The 25,657-nt window shown below is 67.6% G+C and carries 22 protein-coding genes and 1 tRNA gene; 10 read left to right on the top strand and 13 right to left on the bottom strand.

Features of this window, described 5'->3' with window-relative positions; all coding sequences use genetic code 11:
• Window positions 1-396: 396 nt before the first annotated feature.
• Both CLD20_RS19540 and CLD20_RS19535 read left to right on the top strand, forming a co-directional pair.
• Window positions 397-972 carry a phasin family protein gene (locus CLD20_RS19540; RefSeq protein ID WP_224408354.1) on the top strand — a complete coding sequence of 192 codons (576 nt, stop codon included), beginning with the start codon at window positions 397-399 and terminating at the stop codon, window positions 970-972.
• 162 nt (window positions 973-1,134) lie between these two features.
• A tRNA-His gene (locus CLD20_RS19535) sits at window positions 1,135-1,211 on the top strand.
• 164 nt (window positions 1,212-1,375) lie between these two features.
• Here CLD20_RS19535 and CLD20_RS19530 read toward each other — a convergent pair.
• From CLD20_RS19530 to metC, 9 genes are read right to left on the bottom strand one after another with little or no spacing between them, the layout of a single operon-like run.
• Entirely contained in the window at window positions 1,376-3,757 is a 2,382-nt protein-coding gene (locus CLD20_RS19530; protein WP_224408353.1) for a transketolase, read from the bottom strand.
• Window positions 3,758-3,800: 43 nt separating this feature from the next.
• Window positions 3,801-4,196 (bottom strand): carboxymuconolactone decarboxylase family protein, encoded by a 396-nt coding sequence (locus CLD20_RS19525; protein WP_224408352.1) that lies wholly within the window; start codon window positions 4,194-4,196, stop codon window positions 3,801-3,803.
• Window positions 4,189-5,586 (bottom strand): FAD-dependent oxidoreductase, encoded by a 1,398-nt coding sequence (locus CLD20_RS19520; protein ID WP_224408351.1) that lies wholly within the window; start codon window positions 5,584-5,586, stop codon window positions 4,189-4,191. The genes CLD20_RS19525 and CLD20_RS19520 overlap by 8 nt, the downstream gene beginning before the upstream one ends.
• Complete coding sequence (locus CLD20_RS19515) at window positions 5,583-5,894, bottom strand: 2Fe-2S iron-sulfur cluster-binding protein (protein ID WP_224408350.1); 312 nt, start codon at window positions 5,892-5,894, stop codon at window positions 5,583-5,585. Before CLD20_RS19515 ends, CLD20_RS19520 begins: the two co-directional genes overlap by 4 nt.
• Window positions 5,878-6,996 carry an FAD-dependent oxidoreductase gene (locus tag CLD20_RS19510; RefSeq protein ID WP_224408349.1) on the bottom strand — a complete coding sequence of 373 codons (1,119 nt, stop codon included), beginning with the start codon at window positions 6,994-6,996 and terminating at the stop codon, window positions 5,878-5,880. The genes CLD20_RS19515 and CLD20_RS19510 overlap by 17 nt, the downstream gene beginning before the upstream one ends.
• A 2-nt stretch (window positions 6,997-6,998) precedes the next feature.
• Complete coding sequence (locus tag CLD20_RS19505; protein WP_224408348.1) at window positions 6,999-7,712, bottom strand: aspartate/glutamate racemase family protein; 714 nt, start codon at window positions 7,710-7,712, stop codon at window positions 6,999-7,001.
• Window positions 7,713-7,721: 9 nt separating this feature from the next.
• A complete protein-coding gene (locus CLD20_RS19500) occupies window positions 7,722-9,635 on the bottom strand; it encodes a TRAP transporter fused permease subunit (RefSeq protein ID WP_224408347.1) in 1,914 nt (637 codons plus the stop codon).
• A gap of 55 nt (window positions 9,636-9,690) precedes the next feature.
• Entirely contained in the window at window positions 9,691-10,692 is a 1,002-nt protein-coding gene (locus tag CLD20_RS19495; protein WP_224408346.1) for a TAXI family TRAP transporter solute-binding subunit, read from the bottom strand.
• Window positions 10,693-10,748: 56 nt separating this feature from the next.
• The gene (gene metC / locus CLD20_RS19490) at window positions 10,749-11,954 is read right to left on the bottom strand and encodes a cystathionine beta-lyase (RefSeq protein ID WP_224408345.1); all 1,206 of its coding nucleotides are present in this window, start codon (window positions 11,952-11,954) and stop codon (window positions 10,749-10,751) included.
• A gap of 222 nt (window positions 11,955-12,176) precedes the next feature.
• Here metC and CLD20_RS19485 point away from each other — a divergent pair, with 222 nt between their 5' ends.
• From CLD20_RS19485 to CLD20_RS19465, 5 genes are all read left to right on the top strand, one after another.
• The gene (locus CLD20_RS19485) at window positions 12,177-12,920 is read left to right on the top strand and encodes a GntR family transcriptional regulator (RefSeq protein ID WP_224408344.1); all 744 of its coding nucleotides are present in this window, start codon (window positions 12,177-12,179) and stop codon (window positions 12,918-12,920) included.
• A gap of 40 nt (window positions 12,921-12,960) precedes the next feature.
• Window positions 12,961-13,935, top strand: coding sequence for a quinone oxidoreductase (locus CLD20_RS19480; protein ID WP_224408343.1), 975 nt, complete (start codon window positions 12,961-12,963; stop codon window positions 13,933-13,935).
• A gap of 88 nt (window positions 13,936-14,023) precedes the next feature.
• Window positions 14,024-16,372, top strand: coding sequence for a molybdopterin-dependent oxidoreductase (locus tag CLD20_RS19475; RefSeq protein WP_224408342.1), 2,349 nt, complete (start codon window positions 14,024-14,026; stop codon window positions 16,370-16,372).
• Window positions 16,369-16,710 (top strand): RidA family protein, encoded by a 342-nt coding sequence (locus tag CLD20_RS19470; RefSeq protein ID WP_224408341.1) that lies wholly within the window; start codon window positions 16,369-16,371, stop codon window positions 16,708-16,710. Before CLD20_RS19475 ends, CLD20_RS19470 begins: the two co-directional genes overlap by 4 nt.
• Window positions 16,711-16,713: 3 nt before the next feature.
• A complete protein-coding gene (locus CLD20_RS19465; RefSeq protein WP_224408340.1) occupies window positions 16,714-17,640 on the top strand; it encodes a glyoxylate/hydroxypyruvate reductase A in 927 nt (308 codons plus the stop codon).
• A 167-nt stretch (window positions 17,641-17,807) separates the two neighbouring features.
• On the opposite strand, the gene CLD20_RS19460 is transcribed toward CLD20_RS19465, so the two are convergent.
• Genes CLD20_RS19460 through CLD20_RS19450 form a run of 3 tightly spaced genes read right to left on the bottom strand, consistent with a single transcriptional unit; the run spans window position 17,808 to window position 20,622 of the window.
• The gene (locus tag CLD20_RS19460; protein ID WP_224408339.1) at window positions 17,808-18,806 is read right to left on the bottom strand and encodes a TRAP transporter substrate-binding protein; all 999 of its coding nucleotides are present in this window, start codon (window positions 18,804-18,806) and stop codon (window positions 17,808-17,810) included.
• A gap of 12 nt (window positions 18,807-18,818) precedes the next feature.
• Window positions 18,819-20,117 carry a TRAP transporter large permease gene (locus tag CLD20_RS19455; RefSeq protein WP_224408338.1) on the bottom strand — a complete coding sequence of 433 codons (1,299 nt, stop codon included), beginning with the start codon at window positions 20,115-20,117 and terminating at the stop codon, window positions 18,819-18,821.
• A gap of 7 nt (window positions 20,118-20,124) precedes the next feature.
• Window positions 20,125-20,622 (bottom strand): TRAP transporter small permease, encoded by a 498-nt coding sequence (locus tag CLD20_RS19450; RefSeq protein WP_224408337.1) that lies wholly within the window; start codon window positions 20,620-20,622, stop codon window positions 20,125-20,127.
• Between the two features lie 363 nt (window positions 20,623-20,985).
• Between CLD20_RS19450 and CLD20_RS19445 the strand changes: the two genes are divergently transcribed.
• Window positions 20,986-22,065, top strand: coding sequence for a LacI family DNA-binding transcriptional regulator (locus tag CLD20_RS19445; protein WP_224408336.1), 1,080 nt, complete (start codon window positions 20,986-20,988; stop codon window positions 22,063-22,065).
• 31 nt (window positions 22,066-22,096) lie between these two features.
• On the opposite strand, the gene iolC is transcribed toward CLD20_RS19445, so the two are convergent.
• Complete coding sequence (gene iolC, locus CLD20_RS19440; protein WP_224408335.1) at window positions 22,097-23,881, bottom strand: 5-dehydro-2-deoxygluconokinase; 1,785 nt, start codon at window positions 23,879-23,881, stop codon at window positions 22,097-22,099.
• 112 nt (window positions 23,882-23,993) lie between these two features.
• On the opposite strand from iolC, the gene CLD20_RS19435 reads away from it, so the two are divergent.
• Window positions 23,994-24,902, top strand: coding sequence for a sugar phosphate isomerase/epimerase (locus tag CLD20_RS19435; protein WP_224408334.1), 909 nt, complete (start codon window positions 23,994-23,996; stop codon window positions 24,900-24,902).
• Window positions 24,889-25,632, top strand: a complete 744-nt coding sequence (locus tag CLD20_RS19430; protein WP_224408333.1) for an SDR family NAD(P)-dependent oxidoreductase — start codon at window positions 24,889-24,891, stop codon at window positions 25,630-25,632. The genes CLD20_RS19435 and CLD20_RS19430 overlap by 14 nt, the downstream gene beginning before the upstream one ends.
• The last annotated feature ends 25 nt before the right edge of the window (window positions 25,633-25,657 follow it).

Raw genomic sequence — 25,657 nt, 5'->3', positions numbered from 1 at the left:
GCGGCCGGATTGGCCCAGACGAGGCGCGGGTCGTCGAGGCGGAAGAAGAACGCCGGGCGTGCCTCCTCGACAAGGCGCGCCAGTCGCTCATCCGCCATCAGTTCGTCCAGGCTTTCAAAGCCGGCCTGCATTTCCTGGCGCCCCTCCCCCCGTTTCAGCACAGTTAACAAAGCGTAGCCGGAGTGGCTCAAAATCGCAGTAGCGACAGAGGTCGCAAACTATCATTTCGTTAACAATGGTTAACACGCTCGCAGCTGGCCAGCCTGCCCGGAAAACCGGCGGTTTGCGCTGCGCCGCAATAAAATGTTGCAGCGCACAAAATATTTGCTATATTGCATCTGAGACATCGCCGGGGGCGGCGGCCCGACCGGCACCAGAGCAGACAGGAGTTTCACGATGGCCCATGCAGAGCAGAATGTTTCCGATTTCAACGAGACGATGAACGAAGCAGCGGCGCAGATCGAAGGACACGCCGAGGCAGGCGCCGAGATGGCGACGGATGCGGCAACCGAGGCCGACCGCGCCGTCCAGCAGACGAGCGAGAAGTTCGCCGAGATGTTCGGTCTTTCCCAGGTCGAGATGCCGGAGGCCTTCCGCGTGATGACCGAGCGCACCCTTACCAATGCGCGCGAAGGCTACGCCCGGGTCAAGGCCGCGGCGGAAGAAACCACCGATGTCCTCGAAGACACGGTGGAAAACGCCCGCGACGGCGTCCTCGGCATCCAGTACAAGGCGCTCGATCAGGCCAAGGCGAGCTCCGATGCGAGCTTCGATTTCGCCCGCCAGATGCTCGGCGCGGCCACCTTCGCCGACGCGGTGCAGGCCCAGAGCGCCTTCATGCGCGGCCGTTTCGAGGCAATGATCGACTACTCGAACGAGATGCGCGACCTTTTCACCAAGGTCACCGAGGACACGACACGCCCGGTTCGCGATGCGGCAATGCGCAACATCAGCCGCGCCACCTCGCAGTAAGAGGCGTTTATCCAGAGTTTGACGAAGGGCCCGGCTTGCCGGGCCCTTTTTTGTGTGGCAGGGAGCGGCGCTATCGCGCTGGCAGGCGGCCCGCCCCGGCGTTTGGCAGCGCTTGAAATCGCCGCCACGCGACACTAGGGTCCGCCCGTCCAGCGATATCGTGCGAACGTAGCTCAGTTGGTTAGAGCGTCGGATTGTGGATCCGAAGGTCGGTGGTTCGAGCCCACCCGTTCGTACCAAATCTTCCCATAAGATCAGGCCTTGAAGCGGCAGCGGCCCCGGGCGGGGCAGCTCGCCGAAAAGGCTGTCTCATCCGACCGCCGGGAAACTGAAAGCGGCAGCTCGATCCGCGCTCTAGGCGCGCCCGTTCGCCCCGCCGCATCTCCTGCGCCGGCAGGCGGCCTCAGCCGGCCAGCAGGCTGGGGATGCGGCGGCCCGGCGTCAGCGCCGCGACGCTCTCCACGATGCTTGCCGTATCGATCCCATAGTGGCGATAGAGGTCGGCGATGGTTCCGGTCTGTCCGAAATGCTCCACTCCGAGCGGCACCGTGCGGTGGCCTGCGACGGCGCCGAGCCAGGCGAGCATTGCCGGATGCCCGTCCGTCACCGTGACGATGGTGCAGTGCCGCGGCAGCGTGCCGAGAAGCGTCTCCACATGTCCGCAGGCGCTGCGATGGCCGCGGCGGCGGGCGCGCTGCGCCGCCGTCCAGCCGGCGTTGAGGCGGTCGGCCGAGGTGACGGCGAGGACGCCGATATCGCGGCGCCCTTCGCCGAGCCGTCCCGCCGCGTCGATCACTTCCGGCGCCACCGCGCCCTGATAGGCGAGCACGACATCGGCGTTCGGCCCCGGCTCGCGCAGCCAGTAGGCGCCGTCGATGACGCCCCGCACGAAATCCTCGTCGGTGCGCCGCCGCGGCTGCTCCAGCGGCCGGGTCGTCAGCCGCAGATAGACCGAACCGCCGGTCTCGTCGCGCAGCCAGGTGCGCTCGTCCGGATCGTCGTCCCCCTCGCGCTGCATGTAGTCGAAGGTCCAGTCCATGATGACGGAGAGCTCGTCGAGGAAGGCCGGCTCGAAACTCGCAAGCCCGTCCTGGCTGAGGCCGATGAGCGGCGTGCCGATCGACTGGTGCGCCCCGCCCTCCGGCGCAAGCGACACGCCCGACGGCGTACCGACGATGAGGAAGCGGGCGCCCTGGTAGCAGGCGTAGTTGAGGGCATCGAGCCCGCGGGCGATGAACGGGTCGTAGACCGCGCCGATCGGCAGCAGCCGCTGGCCGAAGAGCGCGTGCGAAAGCCCCGCCGCACCGAGAAGCAGAAAGAGGTTCATCTCGGCGATGCCGAGTTCGATGTGCTGGCCCTTGGGCGAAAAAATCCACTTCTGCGCCGAGGGCACGCGCTCGTCGCGAAATGTGTCGGAGAGGGCGCGCCGGGCGAAGAGGCCGCGGCGGTTCACCCAGGGCCCCAGATTGGTCGAGACCGTGACGTCCGGCGCCGTCGTCACGATATGGTCGGCGATCTCCGTGTCGGTGCGGGCGAGCGCGCCGAGAATCTTGCCGAAGCCCGCCTGGGTGGAAAGCACCCGGTCGTCGAGGAGCACCGGTCCCGGCGTCTCGATCCTTTTGGCCCTGTAGCGCCGCGTGCCCTTTTCGAAGAACGGCACGGCGGCGAGGAAACGGCGCAGCGCCGGATCGTCGCCGCAGGTGGCGAAGGGGCCCCATTCCGCGCCATCGGCGACGCCCACCGCCGCCTTGAGCTCATCCATCTGGCCAGCGGTCATCAGCCCGGCATGGTTGTCCTTGTGTCCGGCGAGCGGCGTGCCCCAGCCCTTGATGGTGTAGGCGAGGAAGACCGTCGGCGTGTCGTCCGTCACGGCATCGAAGGCCTCGGCCAGCGAGGGCACGCAATGACCGCCGAGATTGTTCATGAGCTCGGCAAGCTCGGCGTCCGAGCGCCGCTCCAGGAGCCGGGTCACCTCCCCCTGGTCGCCGATCTCGTCCATCAACCGCTTGCGCCAGGCGGCGCCGCCCTGGAAGGCGAGCGCCGAGTAGAGCTGGTTCGGGCAGTTGTCGATCCAGTCCCGCAGCCGGTCGCCGCCCGGCTCCTCGAACGCGGCCCGCTGCAAAGCCCCATGCTTCAGCACCACGACGTTCCAGCCGAAGGCCCGGAACACCGCCTCGATGCGCTGCCACAGACCCTCGCGCACGATGCCATCGAGGCTCTGGCGGTTGTAATCGATGATCCACCAGGTATTGCGCAGCTCGTGCTTCCAGCCCTCCTGCAGGCACTCGTAGACATTGCCCTCGTCGAGCTCGGCATCGCCGACGAGCGCGATCATGCGCCCGAGCGGCACATCTCGCCCGAAATCGCGGGCGGTGATGTAGTCCTGCACCAGCGAGGCGAAGGCGGTGATGGCGACGCCGAGGCCGACCGAGCCGGTGGAGAAGTCGACGTCGTCGATGTCCTTGGTCCGGCTCGGATAGGACTGGGCCCCGCCATAGCCGCGGAAGGCCTCGATCTTCTCGCGTGTCTGGTTGCCCATCAGGTACTGCATGGCGTGGAAGAGCGGCGAGGCGTGCGGCTTCACCGCGACGCGGTCCTCGGGCCGGAGGGCATGGAAATAGAGCGCCGTCATGATCGACACCATGGAGGCGCAGGAGGCCTGGTGGCCGCCGACCTTCAGCTCGCCCTTCTCGCGCAGGTGGTTGGCGTTGTGGATCATCCAGGAGGAGAGCCACAGAAGCTCCTTCTCCACCGCCTTCAGATGCCGGATGGCGTCCGCGTCCATCTTGCCTCTCCCTTCCTCCCCGGTCCCGTTCTCGGCCGGGACTTCAGGCCTCGTAGGCCGGGTCGATCGGCACCCGGTAGCCGTTGACGAGCCGGTTGGTCTCGTTGGCCATGCCGACCACCGCCATCAGCTCGGCGAACTGTGCCGGCGTCATGCCCGCCTTCGCCGCCGAGGCGCTGTGGCTGGCGATGCAGTAGCCGCAATTGTTGGTGACGCTGACGGCAACGTAGATGAGCTCCTTCACCAGAGGATCGAGCGCTCCCGGCGCCATCACCTCCTTCACGCTCTCCCAGGTGCGCTTTAGCGTCGCCGGGTCGTTGGCCAGATACTTCCAGAAATTGTTGACGTCGGGAATGTTCCGCGAAGTCTTGATGTCGTCGAAGACCGCCTTCACCTCCGGCGAAGCGTCGGCATATTCGATCGGTTGCGGTCTACCCATGGTTTTCCTCCTTCAGGATGGTTGGGCCGACGATGTCGCCGACGGTGACAGGCTTCATCGGCATGCGGATGCGATAGTAGCCGACCGCCTCCGGCTCGGCGCCGGAGAGGGCGGCGATCGTTTCCACGATGGTGTGGCCGCACAGGCGGCCCTGGCAGGGCCCCATGCCGGCGCGGGTGAAGCTCTTCAGCTGGTTGGGGCCGGGGCAGCCTTCCGCAACGGCGCGCGCCACGTCGCCCCGCAACACCTCCTCGCAGCGGCAGACGACGACGTCGTCGTCCTGCGGCACGCGCATCGCCTGCGCCGGCCGGTAGAGCGTGTCGAGGAAGGGCCGCAAGGCGAGTTCGCGCCGCCGCGCCCGGATCAGGGGCCGTGCGAGTGTCTCAAGGCCGGCGGCGTCGAGGCGGCCGAGGTCGTGCGCCGCCGCATGGCCGGCGAGTGCGCCCGACAGCGCGGCAGCCTTCGCCCCGGCAATGCCCGCCCCGTCGCCGGCGGCGAGCAGCCAGTCGAGACTGGTGCGGCCGAAATCGTCCGTCTCGGGCCGGAACGAAAGCTGCCGCTCGTCCCAGACGTGCCGGCAGCCGGCGGCCATGGTGGTGTTGACGTTGGGGATGACGCCCTGGTGCAGAAAAGCCCGCTCGGTCGCGATCTCGTGCCAGCCATCCGGGCCGCGCCAGCGGACCGCCGAAAGACGCGCCTCGCCGAGAAGCTCCACCTTCTCCACACGCCGGAACACCTTGACCTGGGAGGCGGCGATCCGCGCGAGCATGCCGATCCCCTTGGCGAGCGCCGCCGGGGCGGCGAGCGCGGCGGGCAGATGCCCGAGTGCCGCCATACCGCTCCGCGGCTGGGTGGTGTCGAGGATGGCGCGGATGCGCACCCCCGCCTTCAGGTATTGCGTGGCCACGAGCGCGAGGAGAGGACCGCAACCGATGAAGACGGCGTCGTCGGCGACCCTTCCCGCGCTTTTCAGGAGGATCTGCGCCGCGCCGGCCGTCATCACGCCCGGAAGCGTCCAGCCCTTGACCGGGAAAGGCCGCTCCATCGCGCCGCCGGCCACGACGACGCGCCCCGCCTCGATCTCGCCGCCGCCATCGGGCGAGGTCCAGGAGAGCCCGTCCTCGCCGATCCGCCAGACGGTGGCGCGCGGGTGATGGGTGGCGCCGCTTGCCCGAAAGGCGGCCGCGAGCGGCCGGCCCGCGGCATAATCCGGCCCGAGGATGGCGGTCCGGCCGGCCTCGGCGCTCTCGATGCCGCGATAGATCTGGCCGCCCGGCCCTTCCTGCTCGTCGAAGAGGGCGACGGAAAGCCCGTGCCTGCGGGCCGCGACCGCCGCGGCCATTCCAGCCGGCCCGGACCCCAGGACGGCAAGGTCGACGCGCTGGCTCACGACGCCGCCTCCACGTCGCGCACGGTGGCCGCGCCTTCCTGCATTGCGACGGTCATGCCGGCGCGGACCGTCTCCAGACAGGTCTGCCGGTTGGGCACATCATCGACGACGGCGAGGCAATCGAAGCACACGCCCATCATGCAGTAGGGCTCGCGCGGCGCGCCGCTCACCGGCGTGGTGCGGAAGGGCGAGAAGCCGGCCTCAAGGAGCGCGGCGGCAAGGTTGGCGTCCTCCTCCATCTCCACCGACCGGCCGTCCACGCGGACGGAGACGCGCCGGCGCGGGCCTTTCTCAAGCGGCCTGAACATGAAAGCGCTCCGGCGAAAAGGGTCTGTAGGCGGGCGTGGCGAAGCCGTCGCCGCGCAGGGCCTCCACCAGGGGCCCGGCGTGAAAGGGCGCGAGGGTGACGCCGCTGTGGACGCTGACGACGAAGGCCCGCCCGTCATCGGTCTGCTGGTAGATCGGCGCCCCGTCGGGGCTCATGATCCGCAGAGCGCCCCAGGCGCGCACCACCTGCACGTGCCGCAGCAGCGGGAAGGCCGTCACGGCCCGCCGGGCGGTCTCGCGCAGGACGGGCAGTGTCGTACCTTCGTCGAAGCCGGCATCCTCGGAGGATTCGCCGAACATGCAGCCGCCTTCAAGCGTCTGGCGGATGAAGTTGGTGCCGTAGGCGAGGAAAGGACGCACCTTCTCGGTGACGAGGATCTGCCCGCGCACCGGGCGAACCGGCGCGTCGAGGCCGAGGAGCGGGGCGAGCCGGGCATTGCCGAGGCCGGCGGCGAGAACGACCCGCTCAGCTTCGATCTTGCCCCTGGGTGTGTCGATCGTCACGCCGCTTGCGGAAAACGCGACCTTCTCGGCCGGCTGGCGCGGCAGATAGGTGCCTCCGAGGGCGACGGTGCCGGAGATCAGGGCGCGCAGGAGGCGTAGCGGGTTCGCCGTGCCGTCGTCGGGGGAGAAGATCGCTCCGGCGACCTCGGGGCCGATCGCCGGCAGCCGCCGTTTCAGCTCGGCCGCCTCCACCACCTCGAAGCGGCTCTTTATCGTGGCCGCTGCGTCGAGGCGGGCCATCATCTCGCCCCGCTTTTCCAGGTCCTCTGCCGAGAAGCAGAGATAGAAGGCGCCGGGCCGTCGGAAATGCAGGTCGGTATCGGTCACCGCCTCGATCTCGCGGGTGAATTCGGCCCAGTCGTTCGCGGCGCGCCGGCTGAGATCGGCATAGGGGGTGAGGCCGGCACCCTTGCCCTGCACCCAGACATTGCCGAAGTTGCCGCGCGCGGCGCGATGCGCCACGTCGCCCTCATCGAGAAGGAGGGGCTTTTCTCCCGCGCGGGCAAGCCCATAGGCGATTGCGGCGCCGACGATGCCGCCGCCGACCACCGCCCATCTCGTGGAGCGCGGCCCCGCCACGCTCAGTCTTGCACGTAGCGGCGCGGCCGCAGCCCGGCCTGGAACCAGTTCACCATGGAGACGGTGTCGTAGACGGGAATGCCCAGGCGCTCGGCGATGTCGGATGTGAACGGGGCGAGGTTGGTGCATTCCAGAACCAGCGCGCCGATATCGGGATGATCGGCGACGAATTTCTCCGCCGTTGCCACCACCTCGCCGCGCAGCGTGTCGAAGCTGACGGAATTGTCGCCTTCGCGGATCCAGCGCACGAAGTTCGAGCTCTGCGGCATGCCCCCGACGGGCGTCGCCGGGTCGACGTCGACGGCCTCGAGGTACGGGCCGTTCAGCACTTCGCCGTTGTAGGTGAGGATGCCGACCTTCTTGCCGGTCGGCAGCATGCGCTCCACCATCGGCACCTGCAGCAGACTGCTCGTCGCCACAGGCACGCTGCAATAATCGGCGAGTTCGCGCTGGTAGATCGACAGGAAGCCGCAGGTCGTGGTGATGCCGTCGACGCCGGCCTCGATGAGTTCGTCGGCCGCCTTCTTGAACGGTTCGAGCAGGCTCGCATTGTGCAGATCCGTCATCATCGACGGCACCGCGCCGGTGACGACCTTGTACTGCACCGGGAAGGACCAGGTCCCCGCATGGCCGATGTCGCCCATGTAGCGGCGGAAATAGGAGTGCACCATCAGGATGCCGACGGAGACGCCGTAGTAGGTCTTCTTTCTGTCCATGGAATTCACCTAAGCTTCGTTCTTGAGTTCGGCCGACGGCTGGCGTTCGGCCGTGGCGGCGAAGTAGCGTCGCCCCCCTAAAATGACGGCCGCCACGAGGGCGAAGCCGAAGAGGGCGCGATAGAGTTCCGGCACGCCCTGATAGAGGGCGCAGGCGATGCCCGCGGCGACGAGGATGACGCGCAGCCAGAACGGCAGGCGCCCATCGGTGTAGCCGACATAGCCGAGGCTGATGAGGACGATGCCGCTGGAGATGGCGGCCGTCGCCGTCACGATCTCGTAGAGCGTGCCGTTCAGGGTGATCGCCGGCTCATAGATGAAGGCGAGGCCGACGATGAAGCCGCCGACGGCCATGCGGAAGGCATGGAATCCGGTCATCATCGGATTCGCCTTGGCGATCGCCGCAGCGGCATAGGAGGCGGCGGCCACCGGTGGCGTCGCGTCGGCCAGCACGGCGAAATAGAGCACGAAGAGATGGATCGACAGGAGCGGCGCCATGCCGTGTTCGGCGATGATCGGCGCGCCGATGGCGGCGGTGATGATGTAGGCCGGCGTCGTCGGCACGCCCATGCCGAGGAAGAGGCAGCTCGCCGCGACCAAGACCACCAGGAGGAAGGTGGAATCGCCCGCGAGCCCCTTGATGATGCCGGTGAAGGCGAGAAGCAGACCCGTATTGGTGAGCGCGGCCGTGATCATGCCGGCGGCGGCGACGGCCACCGCGATAACGCAGATCGTCCTTCCCGCATCGACCAGCGCCGACAGGATCTTGCCCGGCCCCATGCGCGTGTGCTTACGCAGCCAGGCCGTGAGGACGACCGCGATCGTCGCCCAGAAGGCGGCAAAATACGGCGAGAAATGCATCATCATCAGCGTCAGCAGCACGGCGATCGGGATGACGAAATGGATGTCCGTGAGGACGTCGCGCCAGGTCGCGATCTCGTGCTTCGGCAGCGAGGCGATGCCGAGCCGCTTCGACTGGAAATGCACCGCAACGAAGATGCCGAGATAGTAGAGAATTGCGCCGATGAAGGCGGCGGCGATGATGTTCACGTAAGGCACGGAGATCATCTCGGCCATGACGAAGGCCGCCGCGCCCATCATCGGCGGCATGATGAGCCCGCCGACGCTCGCCGCCGCCTCGATGCCCCCGGCCATCGCCGCCGGAAAGCCCATGCGCTTCATTTCCGGGATGGTGACGGAGCCGGTGACCACCACGTTGGCGACGGAGGAGCCGCTCGTCATGCCGAAGAGACCGGATTCCACCACGACCACCTTCGCCGGGCCGCCCTTGTAGCGGCCAGCGAGGAAGGTGCCGAGATTCATGAACAGGCGGCCCATGCCGCTGGTCTGCAGGAACGCGCCGAAGACGAGGAAGGCCGCCACGATGGTCGCGGAAATGCCGGTGAGCTGGCCGTAAAGGCCGCTGCCGTTCATCAGGTAGAGGATATCGACGATCTGCCCGTAGGGCAGGTCACGGTAATACCAGACCCCCGGCAGGAGGTGGCACACGAACATGTAGAGGATGACGACGCCGGTCAGGATGGAGAGCGCGATGGAGAGCGCCCGCCGCACGGCCTCCAGGACGAGAACGACGATAATCGTGCCGAGGATCGTCTCGATCAGCATCGGCGGATCGATGAAGGCGCTGCGGTCGTAGACCCGGTTTGGATCGAGATAGATGTAAAGGCTGGGCAGGAAGGCGGCGACGGCAAAGACCGCGTCGAAGACGCTGGGGCGGTGGCGCGGAGAGCTCTTGAAGGCCGGATAGAGCAGAAATATCGGCGGCACGGCGAACATGAGATGCAGGCTCGCGAGCTTCAAAGGCTCCGGGAAGCCGAAGCCCGTGAAGTAGAATTGCACGGCCGCCATGGTGCCGAGCCAGCCGGCGATGGCGACGCCGATCGGTCCCTTGATCTCACGCATGCTTCACCCCTCCGCTGCGCAGGAGGAGCGCCCGCAGGCGGGCGCTCCCGGGTGATCAGTTCATGAAGCCGAGTTCTTTGTAGGCCTTCTCGGCACCCGGATGCAGCGGCACCGGCTGGTTCTTCCAGGCAATGCTCGGGTCGTAGCGGCCGAGGACCTTGTAGATGTTGCCGAAGCGGTCCCGGTTCTCGATCAGCGTCTTGGTGATCGTGTAGGCGGTCTCCTCCGACACTTTCGACGAGATCAGGATGAGCGCCTCCATGGTGGTGACGGGGATGGCACCCTCGCCCGATTGCAGCTTCTCGTAGGAGCCGGCCGGGATGGTTCCCTTGCCGTAGCCGTAGGTGTCGGAGAGATAGGTCATCAGGTCGTCGCCGAAGGGGATGAGCTTGGCGGTGCGGCGGCCCGTCTCGGTCTCCAGCGCGATGCCGGTCGGAGCGCTGCCCGCCCCCCAAAGCACATCGATCTGCCCGTCCTGGAAGGCGGAGATGAGCTGGGTGTAGGTGCCGTTGATCAGCGTGCCACCCGCCTCGGAGATCTTCTCCGGGGAGTTGTCGTAGAATTTCAGCGCACGCTGCAGCGTCAGCTCCTCGGAGGTGGCGCGCGGCGAGGTGCCGATGCGGATCGACGGGTCGGCGAGGATTTCGGCGAGTGGACGCTCGTCCTCGGCCGGGACGATGACATGGAATTCGGCCGGCGCCCAGGTGCCGCCGAGCGAGCGCAGCGTCTCGTGCTTGCGGTCGTAGGGATCCTCGCCCTTGGCCGCAGCGGCGGCCAGGAAGTCGATGCCCATGCCGATCTGGCTGATGCCGCTCTCGATGCGGGTCGGGTTGTCGCGGCCGCCGCCCGGCACGACGCGCAGCTTGATGTCCGGATTTTCTTCCATGACGATGTTGGCGAGGCCGGTCACGATGGTGAACCAGCTGCCGCCCGGCGAGCCCGCTGCCCATTCCAGATTCTCCGCCGCCCGGCTCGGCGTCGCGGCGAGGAGCACGCTCGTCCCGAGGACGGCGGCGGCGGCCAGTCGGGCCGCAAACCCTGCAATTCCTGTCTTCATTACGTTCCCCTTTGCTTGTTGCAGGCAGAAGTCCCGGGAGCCTCGCTCCCTCGCCGCTACCCGTTGGTGAAGGCTTTCAGCCGCTCAAGGCCGGCTTGAAGATCGGCCCTCAGGTCCTCAGCGTCCTCGAGCCCCGCGTAGAGGCGAACCAGGGTGCCCTGGCCGTCCCAGCGGGTCGCCGTGCGGGCGTGTGCCGGATCGGTGAGAAGGACGAGGCTTTCATAGCCGCCCCAGGAAAAGCCCTGGGAGAAGAGCTGCAGCGCCTCGGCGAAGATCGTGGCGCCGGCCTTGGAGGTATCCAGCTCGACGGCGAAGAGGCCGGATGCGCCGGAGAAGTCCCGCCGCCAGAGGGCATGGTCGGGATGCGACGGCAGAGCCGGATGAAGAACGCGCCGCACCTCGGGCCGGCCTTCCAGCCAGGCGGCGAGATCGAGGCTGGTGCGGTAGTGCCGCTCCAGCCTGACGGCGAGGGTGCGCAGGCCGCGCTGGGCGAGATAGACGTCGTCGGGAGAGATACGGTAGCCGAGCCAGTTCGCCGCCTGGCGAAGCAGCCGGTGGTGCGCCGCATCCGCTGCCGTCACCGTGCCGATCATGGCGTCGGAATGGCCCACCACATACTTCGTCGCCGCCTCCACCACGAGGTCGACACCGAGACTGAGCGGCTTCAGGTAAAGCGGCGAGGCCCAGGTGTTGTCGCACATGGTCAGGACGCCCTTGTCGCGCGCCACCGCCGCGATCGCCGGCAGGTCCTGCACCTCGAAGGTGAGCGAGCCCGGCGATTCCAGATAGACGAGGCGCGTGTTCGCCCGCATCTGCCCGGCGATCTGTGCCCCGGCGCGCGGATCGAAATAGCTCACCTCCACACCGCTGCGGGCGATGAAGGCCTGAAGGCTGGTACGCGCCGGCTCGTAGACGCTGTCGGTGACCAGCACGTGGTCGCCCGGCTTCAGGAAGGCGACGAGCGGCAGAACGCAGGCGGCGAGGCCGGAGGGCACGGCGACCGTGCCCACGCCGCCCGACAGGGTCGCGATCGCCCCCTCGAAAGCGAAGACGTCGGGCGTGCCGAAGCGGCCGTAGAACATCGTTCCCTTGTCGAAGCGCGCGGCCTTCGCCGCCTCCAGCTCCGCGACCGTGTCGAAGACGATGGTGGAGGCGCGGTGGAGCGGCATATTGACCGGCCCGGGATGCGCGGCGGGCCGGCCGAGCCGGCTCAACTGCGTCTCGGGGCGGGGCTGACAGGGCGGGGAACCGCTCTCGCGCATCGTTGCCTTTCCGATCCAGGGGACAAGGTGCGGTCAACGTGGCGTATTGCATGCCATCCGTCAATATTGTATGCCAAAAACGTTCAGAAAGGGCACGGCGACCCGGTTTAGAAGGAGAAATCCGATCTGCCGGCCGCCGGCAGAAAGCCCTTCGGCCCTGGCCCGGGAGAGCGTTCCGGCCCGGGACACGAATTTGCGGACGAGGAGCGCCAGGATCTGCCGATGGACGAGACCAGCACCGATCTCCGGCTTCTTTCCCGGCCCGGCGCAGCGCCTGTCGTGGCGCCGAAGCCCCTGCCCCAGCAGGTTGCCGACTATATCCGCGACCTCATCATTCACGACCGCCTGAAGCCCGGAGAGCGCATCCGCGAGCGCCGCATCGCCGAGGAGCTCAACGTCTCCCGCACGCCGCTCCGGGACGCCCTCAAGATCCTCGCCATGGAACGGCTCGTCGATCTCACGCCCAACAAGGGCGCCGTCGTCGTCCACTCGAGCGACGCCGAGATCGCCGACATGCTGACGGTCTATACCGAGCTGGAATCGCTTGGCGGCCGCATCGCCTGCGGCGTCGCCACGGAGGCCGACATCCTGCGCGTCGCCCATTACGACGATGTGATGGGGCAGGCCTTCGCCGAGGAGGACCGGGCGGGCTACTTCGCCGCCAACCAGGGCTTTCATCTCTCCATCGTCGCCGCGTCCCACAATCCGACGCTGATCGAGATGCACAGCCATCTCAACATCCGCCTTTATCGCATCCGCTACCTGGCGGTGATGAGCACCCAGGAATGGACGGCCGCCGCCGGCGAGCACAGGGAGTTGCTTGGCGCCCTGAAGGCACGCGACGCCGACCGCCTCGCCTATCTGCAGCGCGAGCATCTGGGCTTCGCCTGGCGCCTCATCGGCGCCTGGAGCCCGCCGCCCAAGCCGGGCAGCGTGCCGAACCTGCAGCGTCCCAGCCGGGCCTGAGCGGCACTTCCCGAAAACCGAGAAAACGAAGAGGCTTCACATGTCGAAGGCGATCATCCAGACCGAGAAGGGTGGACCCGAGGTGCTGGAATGGCGCGAGCGCGACGATCCGGCTCCCGGCGAAGGTGAGGTCGCGCTCCGCCACACCGCCATCGGCGTCAACTTCATCGACATCTACGTCCGCGAGGGCGCCTATCCGATGATGACCCTGCCGGGCACGCCCGGCATGGAGGCCGCCGGCGTCGTGGAGGCGCTCGGCCCCGGCGTCGGCGATCTCAAGGTCGGCGACCGCGTCGCCTACGTCACCACCGCCCCCGGCTCCTACAGCGAGCGCCGCGTCATGCCGGCCGACCGGCTGGTGCCGCTCCCGGACGACATCGCGGACGAGACCGCCGCCGCGCTCATGCTCAAGGGCATGACGGTGGAGCGCCTCGTCCACAAGACGGCGGTCGCGGCCCCCGACGACACCATTCTCGTCCACGCCGCGGCCGGCGGCGTCGGCCTCCTTCTCACCGCCTGGCTGAAGGCCATCGGCGCCACCGTCATCGGCACCGTCGGTTCCGACGAGAAGGCAAAGCTCGCCAAGGCGGCAGGCGCCGACGAGGTCATCGTGAGCACGCGCGAGGACGTGGCCGAGCGCGTCGCCGACATCACCGGCGGCAAGGGCTGCCGCATCATCTACGACGGCGTCGGCAAGGATACCTTCGAGACCTCCCTCAAGGCGGTCGCGAAGTTCGGCAGCCTGATCAGCTTCGGCAACGCTTCGGGCGCCGTGCCGCCGGTCAACATCGCCGTGCTCGCGCCCAAATGCATCTCGCTGTCGCGTCCGCAGGTCTTCCCCTACATCGCCGACCGGGCGGACCTTCTGGAAACGGCGGAAAACCTCTTCGCCGCCCTGCGCAAGGGCATCGTGCACCCCGACATCAACCAGACCTTCCCGCTCTCCGACGCGGCCGAGGCGCAGCGGGCGCTCGCCGCCCGCCGCACCACCGGCCAGATCGTTCTGCTGCCGTAGCCGGAAGAGCCGCCTTCCCGCTCCGGCGACTGGCCATAGCCGCCGCGCGGCCTACCATGGGGGCGTCTCGTCGATAGGATCCTGCGCCATGCTGCCTGAGCCCGAAAAGCCGACCGTCGCCACCCATTGGGGCACCTACCGTGCCCGCTGGGAGGGCGGACGCCTTGCGGCGCTCGATCCGCTGGCGGAGGATCCCGATCCCTCGCCGATCGCCAATTCCATGATCGATGCGCTCACCAATGCGAGCCGCATCCTGCGGCCCGCCGTGCGCCGCTCCTTCCTGGAGAAGGGCTTTTCGGCCGGCGGCGAGGGACGCGGTAGGGAGCCCTTCGTGGAGGTCTCCTGGGACGAGGCGCTCGATCTCGCCGCGGCCGAGCTTGAGCGCGTGCGCCGCCAGCACGGCAACGGCGCCATCTACGGCGGCTCCTACGGCTGGGCGAGCGCCGGGCGCTTCCACCATGCGCAGAGCCAGATCCACCGGTTCCTCAACGTGATCGGCGGCTACACCCGCTCGGTACAGAACTATTCCTACGCCGCCGCCGACACGATCGTGCCGCATGTCATCGGCGACAAGAGCGGCCTCGTCTCCGGCCACACGGGCTGGGACGTGATCGCCCGCGAAAGCGGCCTCGTCGTCATGTTCGGCGGCGCCCCGCTCAAGAACGCCCAGGTCTCCTCCGGCGGCATCTCCCGCCATATCGTCGCCGAATCGGTCGCCGCGGCGCAGGCGAACGGCGCCGAAATCGTCTCCGTCAGTCCGATCCGGGACGATACGGTGGGCGATCCGGCGCCCGAATGGGTGCCGATCCGCCCCAATGCCGATGTCGCGCTGATGCTGGGCATTGCCCACACGCTCGCCATCGAGGGCCTCGCCGATCGCGCCTTCCTCGACCGCCACACCGTCGGCTACGACCGCTTCGAGGCCTACCTCCTCGGCCGCACCGACGGCGTGGCCAAGGACGCGGATTGGGCGGCCGCCCTCGCCGACATCCCGGCCGACACGATCCGCGCCCTCGCCCGCCGCATGGCCGGCAAGCGCACCTTCATCATGATGGCCTGGTCGCTGCAGCGCGCCGATCACGGCGAGCAGCCCTATTTCATGGCGATCACGCTTGCCGCCATGCTCGGCCAGATCGGGCTGCCGGGCGGCGGCTTCGGGTTCGGCTACGCCTCCGTCAACGGCATCGGCAACACCGTACCGGCCATGTCGTGGCCGTCGCTGCCGCAGGGCGAAAATCCCGTCTCCGACTTCATTCCGGTGGCCCGCATCGCCGACATGCTGCTGTCGCCGGGCGGGGCCTACGACTTCAACGGGCAGAGCCGCACCTATCCCGACATCCGCCTCGTCTACTGGGCCGGCGGTAATCCCTTCCATCACCACCAGGACCTCAACCGCCTGCGCCGCGCCTGGCGGCGGCCGGAGGCGATCATCGTGCACGAATCCTGGTGGAACCCGCTCGCCCGCCACGCCGACATCGTCTTTCCGGCGACGACGGCGCTGGAGCGCAACGACATCACCGCAGCCAGCCGCGACCGCTTCGTCGCCGCCTCGCACCGCGTCGCCGAGCCTGCGGGCGAGGCGCGCGACGACTTCGCCATCTTCACCGGCCTTGCCGAGCGCCTCGGCGCCGGAGAGGCGTTCACCGACGGCCGCGACGAGGAGGGATGGCTGCGCCACCTCTACGGGCTCGCCCGCCAGCGCGGAAGCGCGGCCGGCCTCGACCTGCCGGACTTCGACAGCTTCTGGCGCGCCGGCCTCTGCCTCTTGCCGGCGCCGGCGAAGGGGCCGGTGCTGCTCGATGCGTTCCGCGACGATCCGGAAGGCAATCCGCTGCCGACGCCGTCCGGCCGCATCGAGCTCTTCTCCGCCACCATCGACGGCTTCGGCTACGACGACTGCCCCGGCCACGCCGCCTGGCTCGCGCCGCACGAATGGCTGGGAAGCGCGGCGGCGTCGGATTTCCCCCTGCATCTCCTCTCCAACCAGCCGCGCACGCGCCTGCACAGCCAGTACGATAGCGGCAGCCATTCGCGCGCCCACAAGGTCCGCGGCCGCGAGCCGATCCGCATCCACCCGGACGACGCCGCCGCCCGCGGCATCGCCGAGGGCGACATCGTGCGTGTCTTCAACGCTCGCGGCGCCTGCCTGGCCGCCGCCCATCTCTCCGATGCGTTGCGTCCCGGCGTCGTGCAGCTCTCGACCGGCGCCTGGTACGATCCCGTCGATCCTTCCGCGCCCGACAGCCTCGACAAGCACGGCAATCCGAACGTGCTGACCCGCGACCAGGGCACTTCCCGCCTCGCGCAAGGGCCGAGCGCGCAATCCTGCCTCGTCGAGATCGAACCCTTCCGCGGCGAGCCGCCCGAGATCACCGCCTTCGACCCGCCGGCCTTCGCCGCGCACCCGTCGCATCCAGACACAGAAAGACAGAGATGAAACGCATCGACCCGAACAGCCGCCGCAGCCGTGCCGTCATCGCCGGGGGTCTCGTTCATATGGGAGGCCAGGTCGCCGACGATCGCAGCGCCGACATTCGCACCCAGACGCAGCAGACACTGGCGCGCATCGACGCGTTGCTCGCCGAGGCCGGCTCGGACCGCTCCAGGCTCGTCTCGGCGACGATCTGGCTGAAGACCATGGACGATTACGACGGCATGAACGAAGTCTGGGACGCCTGGATCGATCCTCAGAACCCGCCGACCCGCGCCTGCGGCGAGGTGCGCCTTGCCGACGACGGCCTCCGCGTGGAGATCATCGCGACCGCCGCCCTTTAGGCCGTGCGCATCGTTTTCCAGAGCGATACCGGCGATCCGCTCGCCTGGAGCAAGGCCCTCGCCGACGAGCTGCCGGAGGCCGAGCTGCGAGTATGGCCGGATTTCGGCGACCCGAAAGAGATCGACGCCCTGCTTGTCTGGCGGATCCCGCCGCAAGCCTTCGCGCTCTTCCCGAACCTGAAATGCGTGCATCTTCTCAGCGCCGGCAGCGACCAGATCGCCGCTGATACCAGCATCCCGGCGCATCTTCCGGTGGCACGGCTGATCGAGCCCGGCCAGAAGGCGGGCATGATCGAATACGTCCTGCACGCGGTGCTGCACTATCACCGCGGCTTCGACGTCTTCGCCCGTCACCAGCGGGAGCGCCGCTGGGAGGAAATGCGCCGCGTGCCCGCCGGCGAGCGCCGGGTGGGCGTGCTTGGCCTCGGCGCCCTCGGCGGCGCGATCGCCGAGGCGCTCGCTGCGTTCGGCTTCGATGTCGCCGGCTGGTCGCGCAGCGAAAAATCGCTGGCGCGCGTGCGCACCTTCCACGGTTTCGACGGCCTCGAGGCCTTCCTCGCCCGCAACGACATCCTCGTCGGGGTCCTGCCGCTCACCTCGCAGACGCGGGACTTCTACGACGCCGCCTTCTTTGCCCGTCTGCCGGCGGCAAGCCATTTCATCAATGTCGGCCGCGGCGCGCAGCTGGTGGAGGCCGATCTCTTCGCCGCCCTTCGCCGGGGCCACCTCGCCGGTGCCACGCTCGATGTCCTGCGCGAGGAGCCGCCCCCTCCCGACCATCCCGTCTGGGAGGCGGAGAACCTCATCATGACGCCGCACATCGCCACCAGCGCCGACCCGCGCAGCGGCGCGCGCGTCGTCGCGGAAAACCTGCGCCGGGTGCAGAACGGGCTGCCACCGCACCATCCGGTCATCCGCAGCCAGAGCTGACGGGCCGATCGCCCGCATTTCCCGCGATTTTCTTCACCGCCGGAGGTCGCCCGGCCGGGGCGAACCGCCCTGCCCCGAGACGGCTTTCGCCCTCCCGGGCATTTCCGGCACGAAAAAGGGGCGGCCTTTTCGGGCCGCCCCCAGCGTCTTTTCTCAGTCCGGCAGGCTTACTTGGAGGCGACGGCGTCCTCGACGATCTTGATCGCCTGGTTGGCCCATTCCTCGCCACCGACATTGGCGTAGAAATCGCCCCAGATGCCGCGCGCGGCCTCGCGCCACTTTTCCTCGTCCTGCGGAGCGCCGGAAAGCGTCATGCCGTGCTCCTTGAGGAAGGCCATCGCTTCGGCGGTCTGCTCGGCGTTCGCCTCGCGCCCGACTTGGACGGCTTCCAGGCCGGCCCGGTCGACCGCGTCCTGCAGCTCCGGCGAGAGCTTCTGATAGAAGGCCTCGCTGATGAGGAGCGGGCCGGTCCAGATCTGGTAGTGCACCTCGGTGATGTACTTCTGGATCTCGTAGAACTTGGAGGTGACGGCGGTCGTGTAGGGGTTCTCCTGGCCGTCGATCACGCCCTGCTGCAGGGCAGTGAACACCTCGGCCCAGCCCATCGGCACCGGCTCCACGCCCCAGGAGCGGAAGGTCTTGATGCTGATCTCGTTCGGCGGGACGCGGATCTTCAGACCCTTGAGGTCATCGATCGTCTCGACCGCCCGCTTGGAGTTGGTCAGGACGCGGAAGCCCTTCTCCAGGATACCGACGAAGCGGATACCCGCTTCCTTGGTGACATGCTCGTTGAGCGCCGGCAGCAGCGCGTCGAGCCCGGCATGGGCTTCCTCGCTGTTGGAGAAGAGATACGGCAGGAGCAGGACGCCGACGGATGGCGCCACGGGGTGGACGTTGGCCATCGCAGGAATCTGCGCCTGGATGGTGTTGTTGCGGACCGCGCGGATCACTTCCTCTTCGCTGCCCAGCTGGTTCGCCGGGAAGATCTGCACGGCGATCTTGCCGTCAGAGTACTTGTCGACGAGCTCCTTGAACTTGAGAGCGGTGATGTGCGTGGGGTTGGTCTCGTTGTCTCCGTGAGACAGACGGATCGTGTATTCCTGCGCAAGTGCGGGCAGGGTCGTGCAGGCAAGGGCCAGCACGAACGCCAGTGCTCTGACTAGCATTTCTCTTCCTCCCTATTGGAGATTCACGTAGCCAAACAGCGACGGCAGCCAAAGGCTGATGGCGGGGAAGAAACCGACCAGCAACAGCACGATGATCTGCGTCACGACGAAGGGAAGGGCGCCTTTTGACACCTCTTCCAGCTTTGCCGAGGCGATTTCGCCGGCGACAAATAGGTTGACCCCGAGCGGGGGTGTTTGAAAGCCGATCTCGCAGGCGATGACGAACATGACGCCGAACTGCAGAGGGTGCAGATCGGCGGCCACCGCGGCCGGAAGCAGCAGCGGCGTCAGAATGACGATCTGGGTGATCGTCTCCATCCACATGCCGATGAACACCAGCAGCAGCGTGATCAGGATGATGAGCATCGCCGGGCTGGTGACGTTCGCGGTGAGAAAGCCGGAGACTTCCTGCGGAATCTGGTGCAGCGCCAGAATGCGGCCGAAGACGAGGCCCGTCGAAAGGATGATCAGCACGGTACCGGCGATCTTGGCCGTCTTCACCAGGGAATCGAGGAAGCCCGGGAAATCGAGCGCACGATTGATGAAGACGCCGACGATGACGGCGTAGAGCACGCAGGCGACGGAGGCTTCTGTGACGGTGAAGACGCCGGAATAGATGCCGCCAAGGACGATCACCGGCGCGAGCAGCGCCCATTTCGCCTCCCAGATCGCCGCGCGAATACCGCCTTCCGGGGCGTCGCTTGCGGTCTGCGAGCCATAGCCGCGCCGCCTGCAGATGACCTTGGAGGTGAGATAGAGCGACAGCGCCAGAAGAAGGCCCGGCACGACACCGGCCACAAAGAGGCCGGTGATGGAGGCCTCGGCGGTGATACCGTAGATGATCATCGGGATGGAGGGCGGAATCACCACTCCGAGGCCGCCGCTGCTGGCGGCAAGGCCGGCCGAGAAGCTGCGTCCGTAGCCGTCCTTCATCATCGCCGGGATCATGATGGAGCCGATCGCCGCGGTGGTGGCGGGCCCCGATCCGGTGATCGCGGCAAAGAGGGCGCAGGCGATCACCGTCACCGTGGCGAGCCCGCCGGGCGAATTTCCGACGAAGGCACGCGACAGGGCGATGAGACTGTGCGTCAGCCGCCCGCGCTCCATCAGCGCCCCGGCGAGGATGAACATCGGGATGGCGATCAGCGTGAAGGAATCGATGGCGCTGAAGGCGTTCTGGGCAAGATATTCGATCGGCAGGCCGGCCGAGAGAAGACCGACAAGGGCGGCAAGGCCGAGCCCGATGGCGATCGGCACACCGAGGAGCGTGGCCGCCACGAAGGTCAGCGCGATGGCGAGAGCTGGACTCATCTGCGGCTCACATCTCCGCCTGGGTGAAGGAGGTCTGCAGCTCTCCACGGGCCCGCAGACGGATGTTCCAGAGCACGCGCAGGGAAAGAATGAAGAAACCGGCGGGCACGATCGCGAACGCCCAGAGGAGATTCACGCCGGTGGTCGGCATGCGATAGGGAAACTGCATGAGCGACAGGGAGTAGACGCAGGCGCCGTAGATGATGGCCGAGTTGAAGCCGACCCAGACAAGATCGGCGAGACCGAGCACCAGGTTCTGCCAGCGGGGCGGCAGGAGTGAAATGTGGAGCGAGACGCGGATATGGCTGTCGTCGATCGCCGCGACCAGGAAGCTGGAATAGACGCTCCACACGAAGACGAGGCGGATGACCTCTTCCAGCCAGCTCACCGCGATACCGAAACCGAAGCGCAGCACGACCTGGGCGGTCATCAGGCACAGAAGCACGAAGAACAGCGCTGCTGCCGCCACCGCCTCGGGGCCGATCTTGATGCGAGACTGCCCCAAGCCTTTCTCCTCCCTATCATATTGCCCGCTGAGGCGACCATCTCGCCACCACAAACAGGGCTCGCCTTACGATCGGATCGCGGCGTTTGAACCACTGTGTAACCGGTGACAGTTTCTTGTCAACCATGCCGGCTTTCGTCGCCGTGCCGCGGAACAGCCGCGGACGCCGGGGCGGCGGAGTTTGCCTCTGCCGCCTCGACAATATGCGGCCTAAACGCCGGATTTCCGCGGAAATTGCCCCAGGATGATTAATGTCGATTGCGGACAAATGCTCGGACCCGCCTGTGGTATCGTGTCTTGAAGGGGACAAGCAGCGGCGCCTAGCTTGGCTTTCTGGTGTAACCGGTGCAAAGAAGTTGGCTCATGAGCGCAGATTCCGAGCAGATTTCGCAGAAGAAGGCGCAACGCGGCCGAAGGGCCTCCGTCTCTCCCGGCATTCGCGACGTGGCGAGAGTGGCCGGCCTTTCCACCGCCACGGTATCGCGGGCTTTCAATGACCCGGCAAGCGTCAGCGAAGCAAGCCGGCGGCAGGTCATAGAGGTTGCCGACCGGCTCGGCTATATTCCCCACAGTGCCGCCCGCGCCCTGACGTCCCACCAGTCGCGTACGCTCGGCATCGTCATTCCGACGATCCAGAACTCGATCTTCGCCGAACAGGTGGAATCCCTGCAGCAGCGGGCCAGCATGCACGGCTACAACGTGGTCGTGGCGCTTTCCGCCTTCAGCCGGGACGCGGAACTGGAGCAGATCCGCCTGCTCGCCCGCCACGGCGTCGACGGCGTCATGCTCGTCGGAGCCGAGCACCGGCCGGAACTCTACGATCTGTTGAAAAGCCGCGAGATCGCCTACGTCAATACGAGCGTCCGCGATCCCGCTTCCGAGCACCCCAATGTGGGTTTCGACAATATCCGAGAGATGGGCCGGATCACGCGCTACCTCCTCAATCTCGGCCATCGCCGGATAGCGGTCATCAGCGGCGATCCGGGCGAAAGCGATAGGGCGAAGCTGCGGCTGGAGGGCATTCGCCAGGAATTGCGCGCGGCGGGGCTCGATCTGCCGCCGGAGCGCATCTGCGTCTGCCGCTACAGCATGGATGCCTCGCGATCCGGGCTGCGCGAGCTCATTGCGCGCGATCCGACCACAACGGCGATCATCTGCCACAACGACGTGCAGGCCTTCGCCGCCCTGATCGAGGCGGCGGAGATGGGGCTCGACGTGCCGGGAGACATCTCGATCACCGGCTTCGACGATCTGGAATGGGCGCGGCACCTGAAGCCGGCGCTGACGACCGTGCGGGTCGCCTGGTCGGAGATGGCCGCCCTCGCCGCGGACACGCTCGTCGCCCAGCTGAAGGGCGAGAATTTCGTCCATTCCCTTCTGGTGAGCGCCGATCTCGTGGTGCGAGATTCCACCGCCCCGCCGCCGGCCCGGACACGGACCTGAGGAAACCAGGCCGGCCGACCAGACGCAAAGCCTAGAGCGTTTCCGGCAGGCGGGCGTCGGCGCCAAGGAGACCCGCAAGGTCCTCCTCCAGCACGGGCGATCCCTCCGGCCCGACAGCAACCCATCGACGCGCCAGGGCGCCGATGGCGGCGCCCCGCTCAAGGTCCGCAGCGGAGAAGGCTGCAATGCCGCGCCCGGCCGCGCCGGCCTCGCGGATCATGCCCCCGGCTTCAGCTTCCTTCGGCGCGCCGGCGCGCAGAAGCCACCATTCGGGCCGCAGACCCGCCTTCAGCGCGGCTTCGGCAGCACGCCCGGCGTCCTCCGCCTGGCTGAGATCGACCACGTATTCGTGCCGGGTCTGCTCGGCGGCCAGCGCCAGACCGGCGAGATCGGCAAGCCGCGCCGCATCCTCGCCGCCGTTCAGTCTCAGGCGCAGGATGTGTTCGCGCGGCCAGGTGACGAGTTCGCGCATCGCCGCCACGCCGCCGCGAAATCCCGGCATCGCATCGAGGTCGCGGGCAATCCAGAAGCCAAGTCCGGTCGTCTCCGCAAGCGAGCCGAATTCCTGCGTCGCCGGCCAGATGAGCGCGTTGAAGCGGCCGTCGCGCACCGCCTCTGCCGCGGCACGGCGCAGAAAGGCCTGAAGGGCGGCCCCACCTGAAGCAGCGAGATCGCCGCAGGCCGACAGATCGAGAATCTCGGATGGAAGCGGCTTTGCCTGCGGGGCGACGAAGCGGTGCAGACGGCGCAGTTCAGGATCGGCGTCGGGCCGCAGAATTCCCCCCGCCTCCATGAAATGCGCGACCTCGGCGCGGCTCGGCGCGGAATCGGAGCAGCCATGACGGGCGACGTTCATGGCGCCGCAGGCATTGGCGATCCGGCAGCTCTCGCGCAGCGTCTCGCCCTGCAGCCAGCCGCTGACCATGCCGGCCATGAAACTGTCCCCGGCCCCGGCCGTATTCATCACCTCAACCTGGAAACCCGGCACCACAAGGCCGTCCTCCAGATCGTCCGGGATGGGCCCCTGGAAGGCGACGCAGCCGGCAGGACCGCGCTTGAGGACGATTGTCGCTTCGGTCATGGCGCGGATGTTGCGCACGGCCGCGAAGCTCTCTGCGGCGCCGCCGGCGATCGCGATCTCTTCCTCCGTTCCGACGACGAGATCGAAATCGGGCAGGAAGGCGGCGAAATGGGCCGAGACCTCCTCGGAGGCGACAAAGGCCGCTTCGCCGGCACCGTGCCCGACGAGACCCCACAGGGCCGGCCTGTAATCGATATCGAGAGCGGTGGCGCAGCCGTGCTCGCGGGCGAGCGCGAGCGCCCGGCGGCACACCTGGCGAAGGCTCTCGGAAGCAAAGAAGGAGCCGTTGATGAGGACGGCGCGCGCGTCCTTGAAGAGCGCGGGATCGAGATCCTCCTCGGTCAGCTGCAGATAGGCGCCGCCCTGGGTGAAGAGATCGCGCGGAAAGGCGCTGCGGTTGCGCACGCCGAGGATGCAGAGCGGCGTAGGGGCCGCCGAATCGGTGATGACATGACGTGTGTCGACGCCGTTACGTGACATCGTTTCACGCACCAGCCGGCCCATATGGTCGTCGCCGACCCGCAGCACCATTGCGGTCGCGAGGCCGAGCCGGGTCGCGCCGATACAGATGTTGCCGGCGCTGCCGCCCACATAGGCGGAGAAGGAGATCGCGTCCTCGAGCCTCCCGCCGAGCTGATCGGCGTAGAGATCCGCGATTCCGCGGCCGATGCAGATCAGGTCCGCGCGGCGGCCGGGCAGCGGATCAGGGGCAAATCCATCGGTTGTCGGGGCCATTTGCGTTCACTTTCACGACTTTCCGAAAACTCGGTCTTGTCTGCCGTAACCGATTACATATAGCAAGAGGCTCATCCACGGCCTTGCTGCCACGCGATCAGGGAGAGCCCTCTTGGGAAACGTAAGAACCGCGATCCACGCGGCCGTCTGGTCTGCCGATCCGGAGCCGGAAAGCGTCCGCCACGTCGTCGCGGCGGCCGGCGAGATCGGCTATGACTGCCTCGTCCTGCCGCTGCGCGATCCCGACCGTCTGAGACCACAGGCGCTTGCCAGGATCTTCGAGGCGGCGGGCGTCACCCCGCTGAATTCGGCGGGAATCCCGCCCGCCAGCGATATCGGCAGCGCCGATCCGGAGACACGCCGGCGCGGCAGGGAGCATCTGAACCGCGTCCTCGGCCTGGCACGCGACATGGGTTCGCGCCAGATCAACGGTGTCCTCTACGCCCCGCTCGTGCGGGCGACGCGACCAAGCGCGCGCGAAGAGCTGCTGCGCAGCAGCGAGAGCATGGCCATGGTTGCCGAGACCGCCGAGGCGATGGGCATCACGCTCGGCATCGAGCTGGTGAACCGCTACGAGACCAACATGCTCAACTGCGTCGAGCAGGGGCTGGAGTACCTCGATCTCGTGGACCGGCCGAATGTGCGGCTGCACCTCGACACGTTTCATCTGGCGATCGAGGAAGCAGATCCCGTCGCTGCCATCGCCGCGGCGATGGACCGGCTGTGCTATTTCGAGCTCGACCAGAGCCATCGTGGCCGGCTCGACCAGGGCAGCCTCGACCTGAAGCGCATGGCGCAGCCGGCGGTAAGCGCCGGCTATGACGGTCTCGTCGGCGTGGAGGCCTTCGCCCGAAGCCGACTGGCGCCAGAGCATGCCGACACGCTGGCGATCTGGCGCGAGCATTTCGACGAGCCGAGCGCACTCGCCGCGCAGGCGCTTCGAACCATCAATGAGATTTTCGGCCAGGGCACCGCCCCCGCCGAGACCCCACAGGCAGGAGGAAAAGATGTTGCGCGATGAAAACCGGCTTGCGGTCGTCACAGGAGCCGCCGGCACGCTCGGCGAGGCCATCGTGCGCCATTTCGTGGCGAACGATTACCGCGTCGCCGCCGTCGACCTGAAGGCCGAGGCGATGGAGCCGCTCGCCTCCGAGCTCGGCTCCAAGGTGATCGCCATCGGGCTCGACGTCTCCGACGCCGAAGCGGTGGCGAAGGCCGCCGCCAAGCTGAAGGCCGAGCATGGCCCGGTCTCGGTGCTGGTCAACAATGCCGGCATCCTGTCCAACAACAAGGCGGTCGAGACCTCGCCGCAGGAATGGCGCAAGGTGATGGCCGTCAATCTCGACGGCGCCTTCTACATGGCGCGGGAGTTCCTGGCCGGGATGAAGGAATGCGGCTGGGGCCGCATCGTCAACATCTGTTCGCTGGGCATCAAGACGGGCGGGCTCACGGCCGGCACCGCCTATGTCTCCTCAAAGGGAGGCCTCGGCGTGCTCACCTTCTCGCTGGCGCGCGAATCGGCCGGCTTCGGGGTGACGGTGAACGGCCTTGCGCCCGGATATGTCCTGACGCCGATGGTGACCGAGCAGCTGACGGAGGAGCAGAGGCAGGCGCTGCTGCGCGAAATTCCGGTCGGCCGCTTCTGCGCCGCCGAGGAAGTCGCCCATCTCGTCGGCTATCTGGCTTCCGAGCATGCCGGCTTCATCACCGGCGAGATCATCGACATCAACGGCGGCCTGCATATGGACTAGGAAGCCGCGGCGTCGGGGGCAGGCG

The organism is Afifella sp. IM 167 (assembly GCF_020144925.1).
Classification (GTDB): Bacteria; Pseudomonadota; Alphaproteobacteria; order Rhizobiales; family Afifellaceae; genus Afifella.
This window is presented reverse-complemented; position numbering and strand designations above follow the sequence as displayed.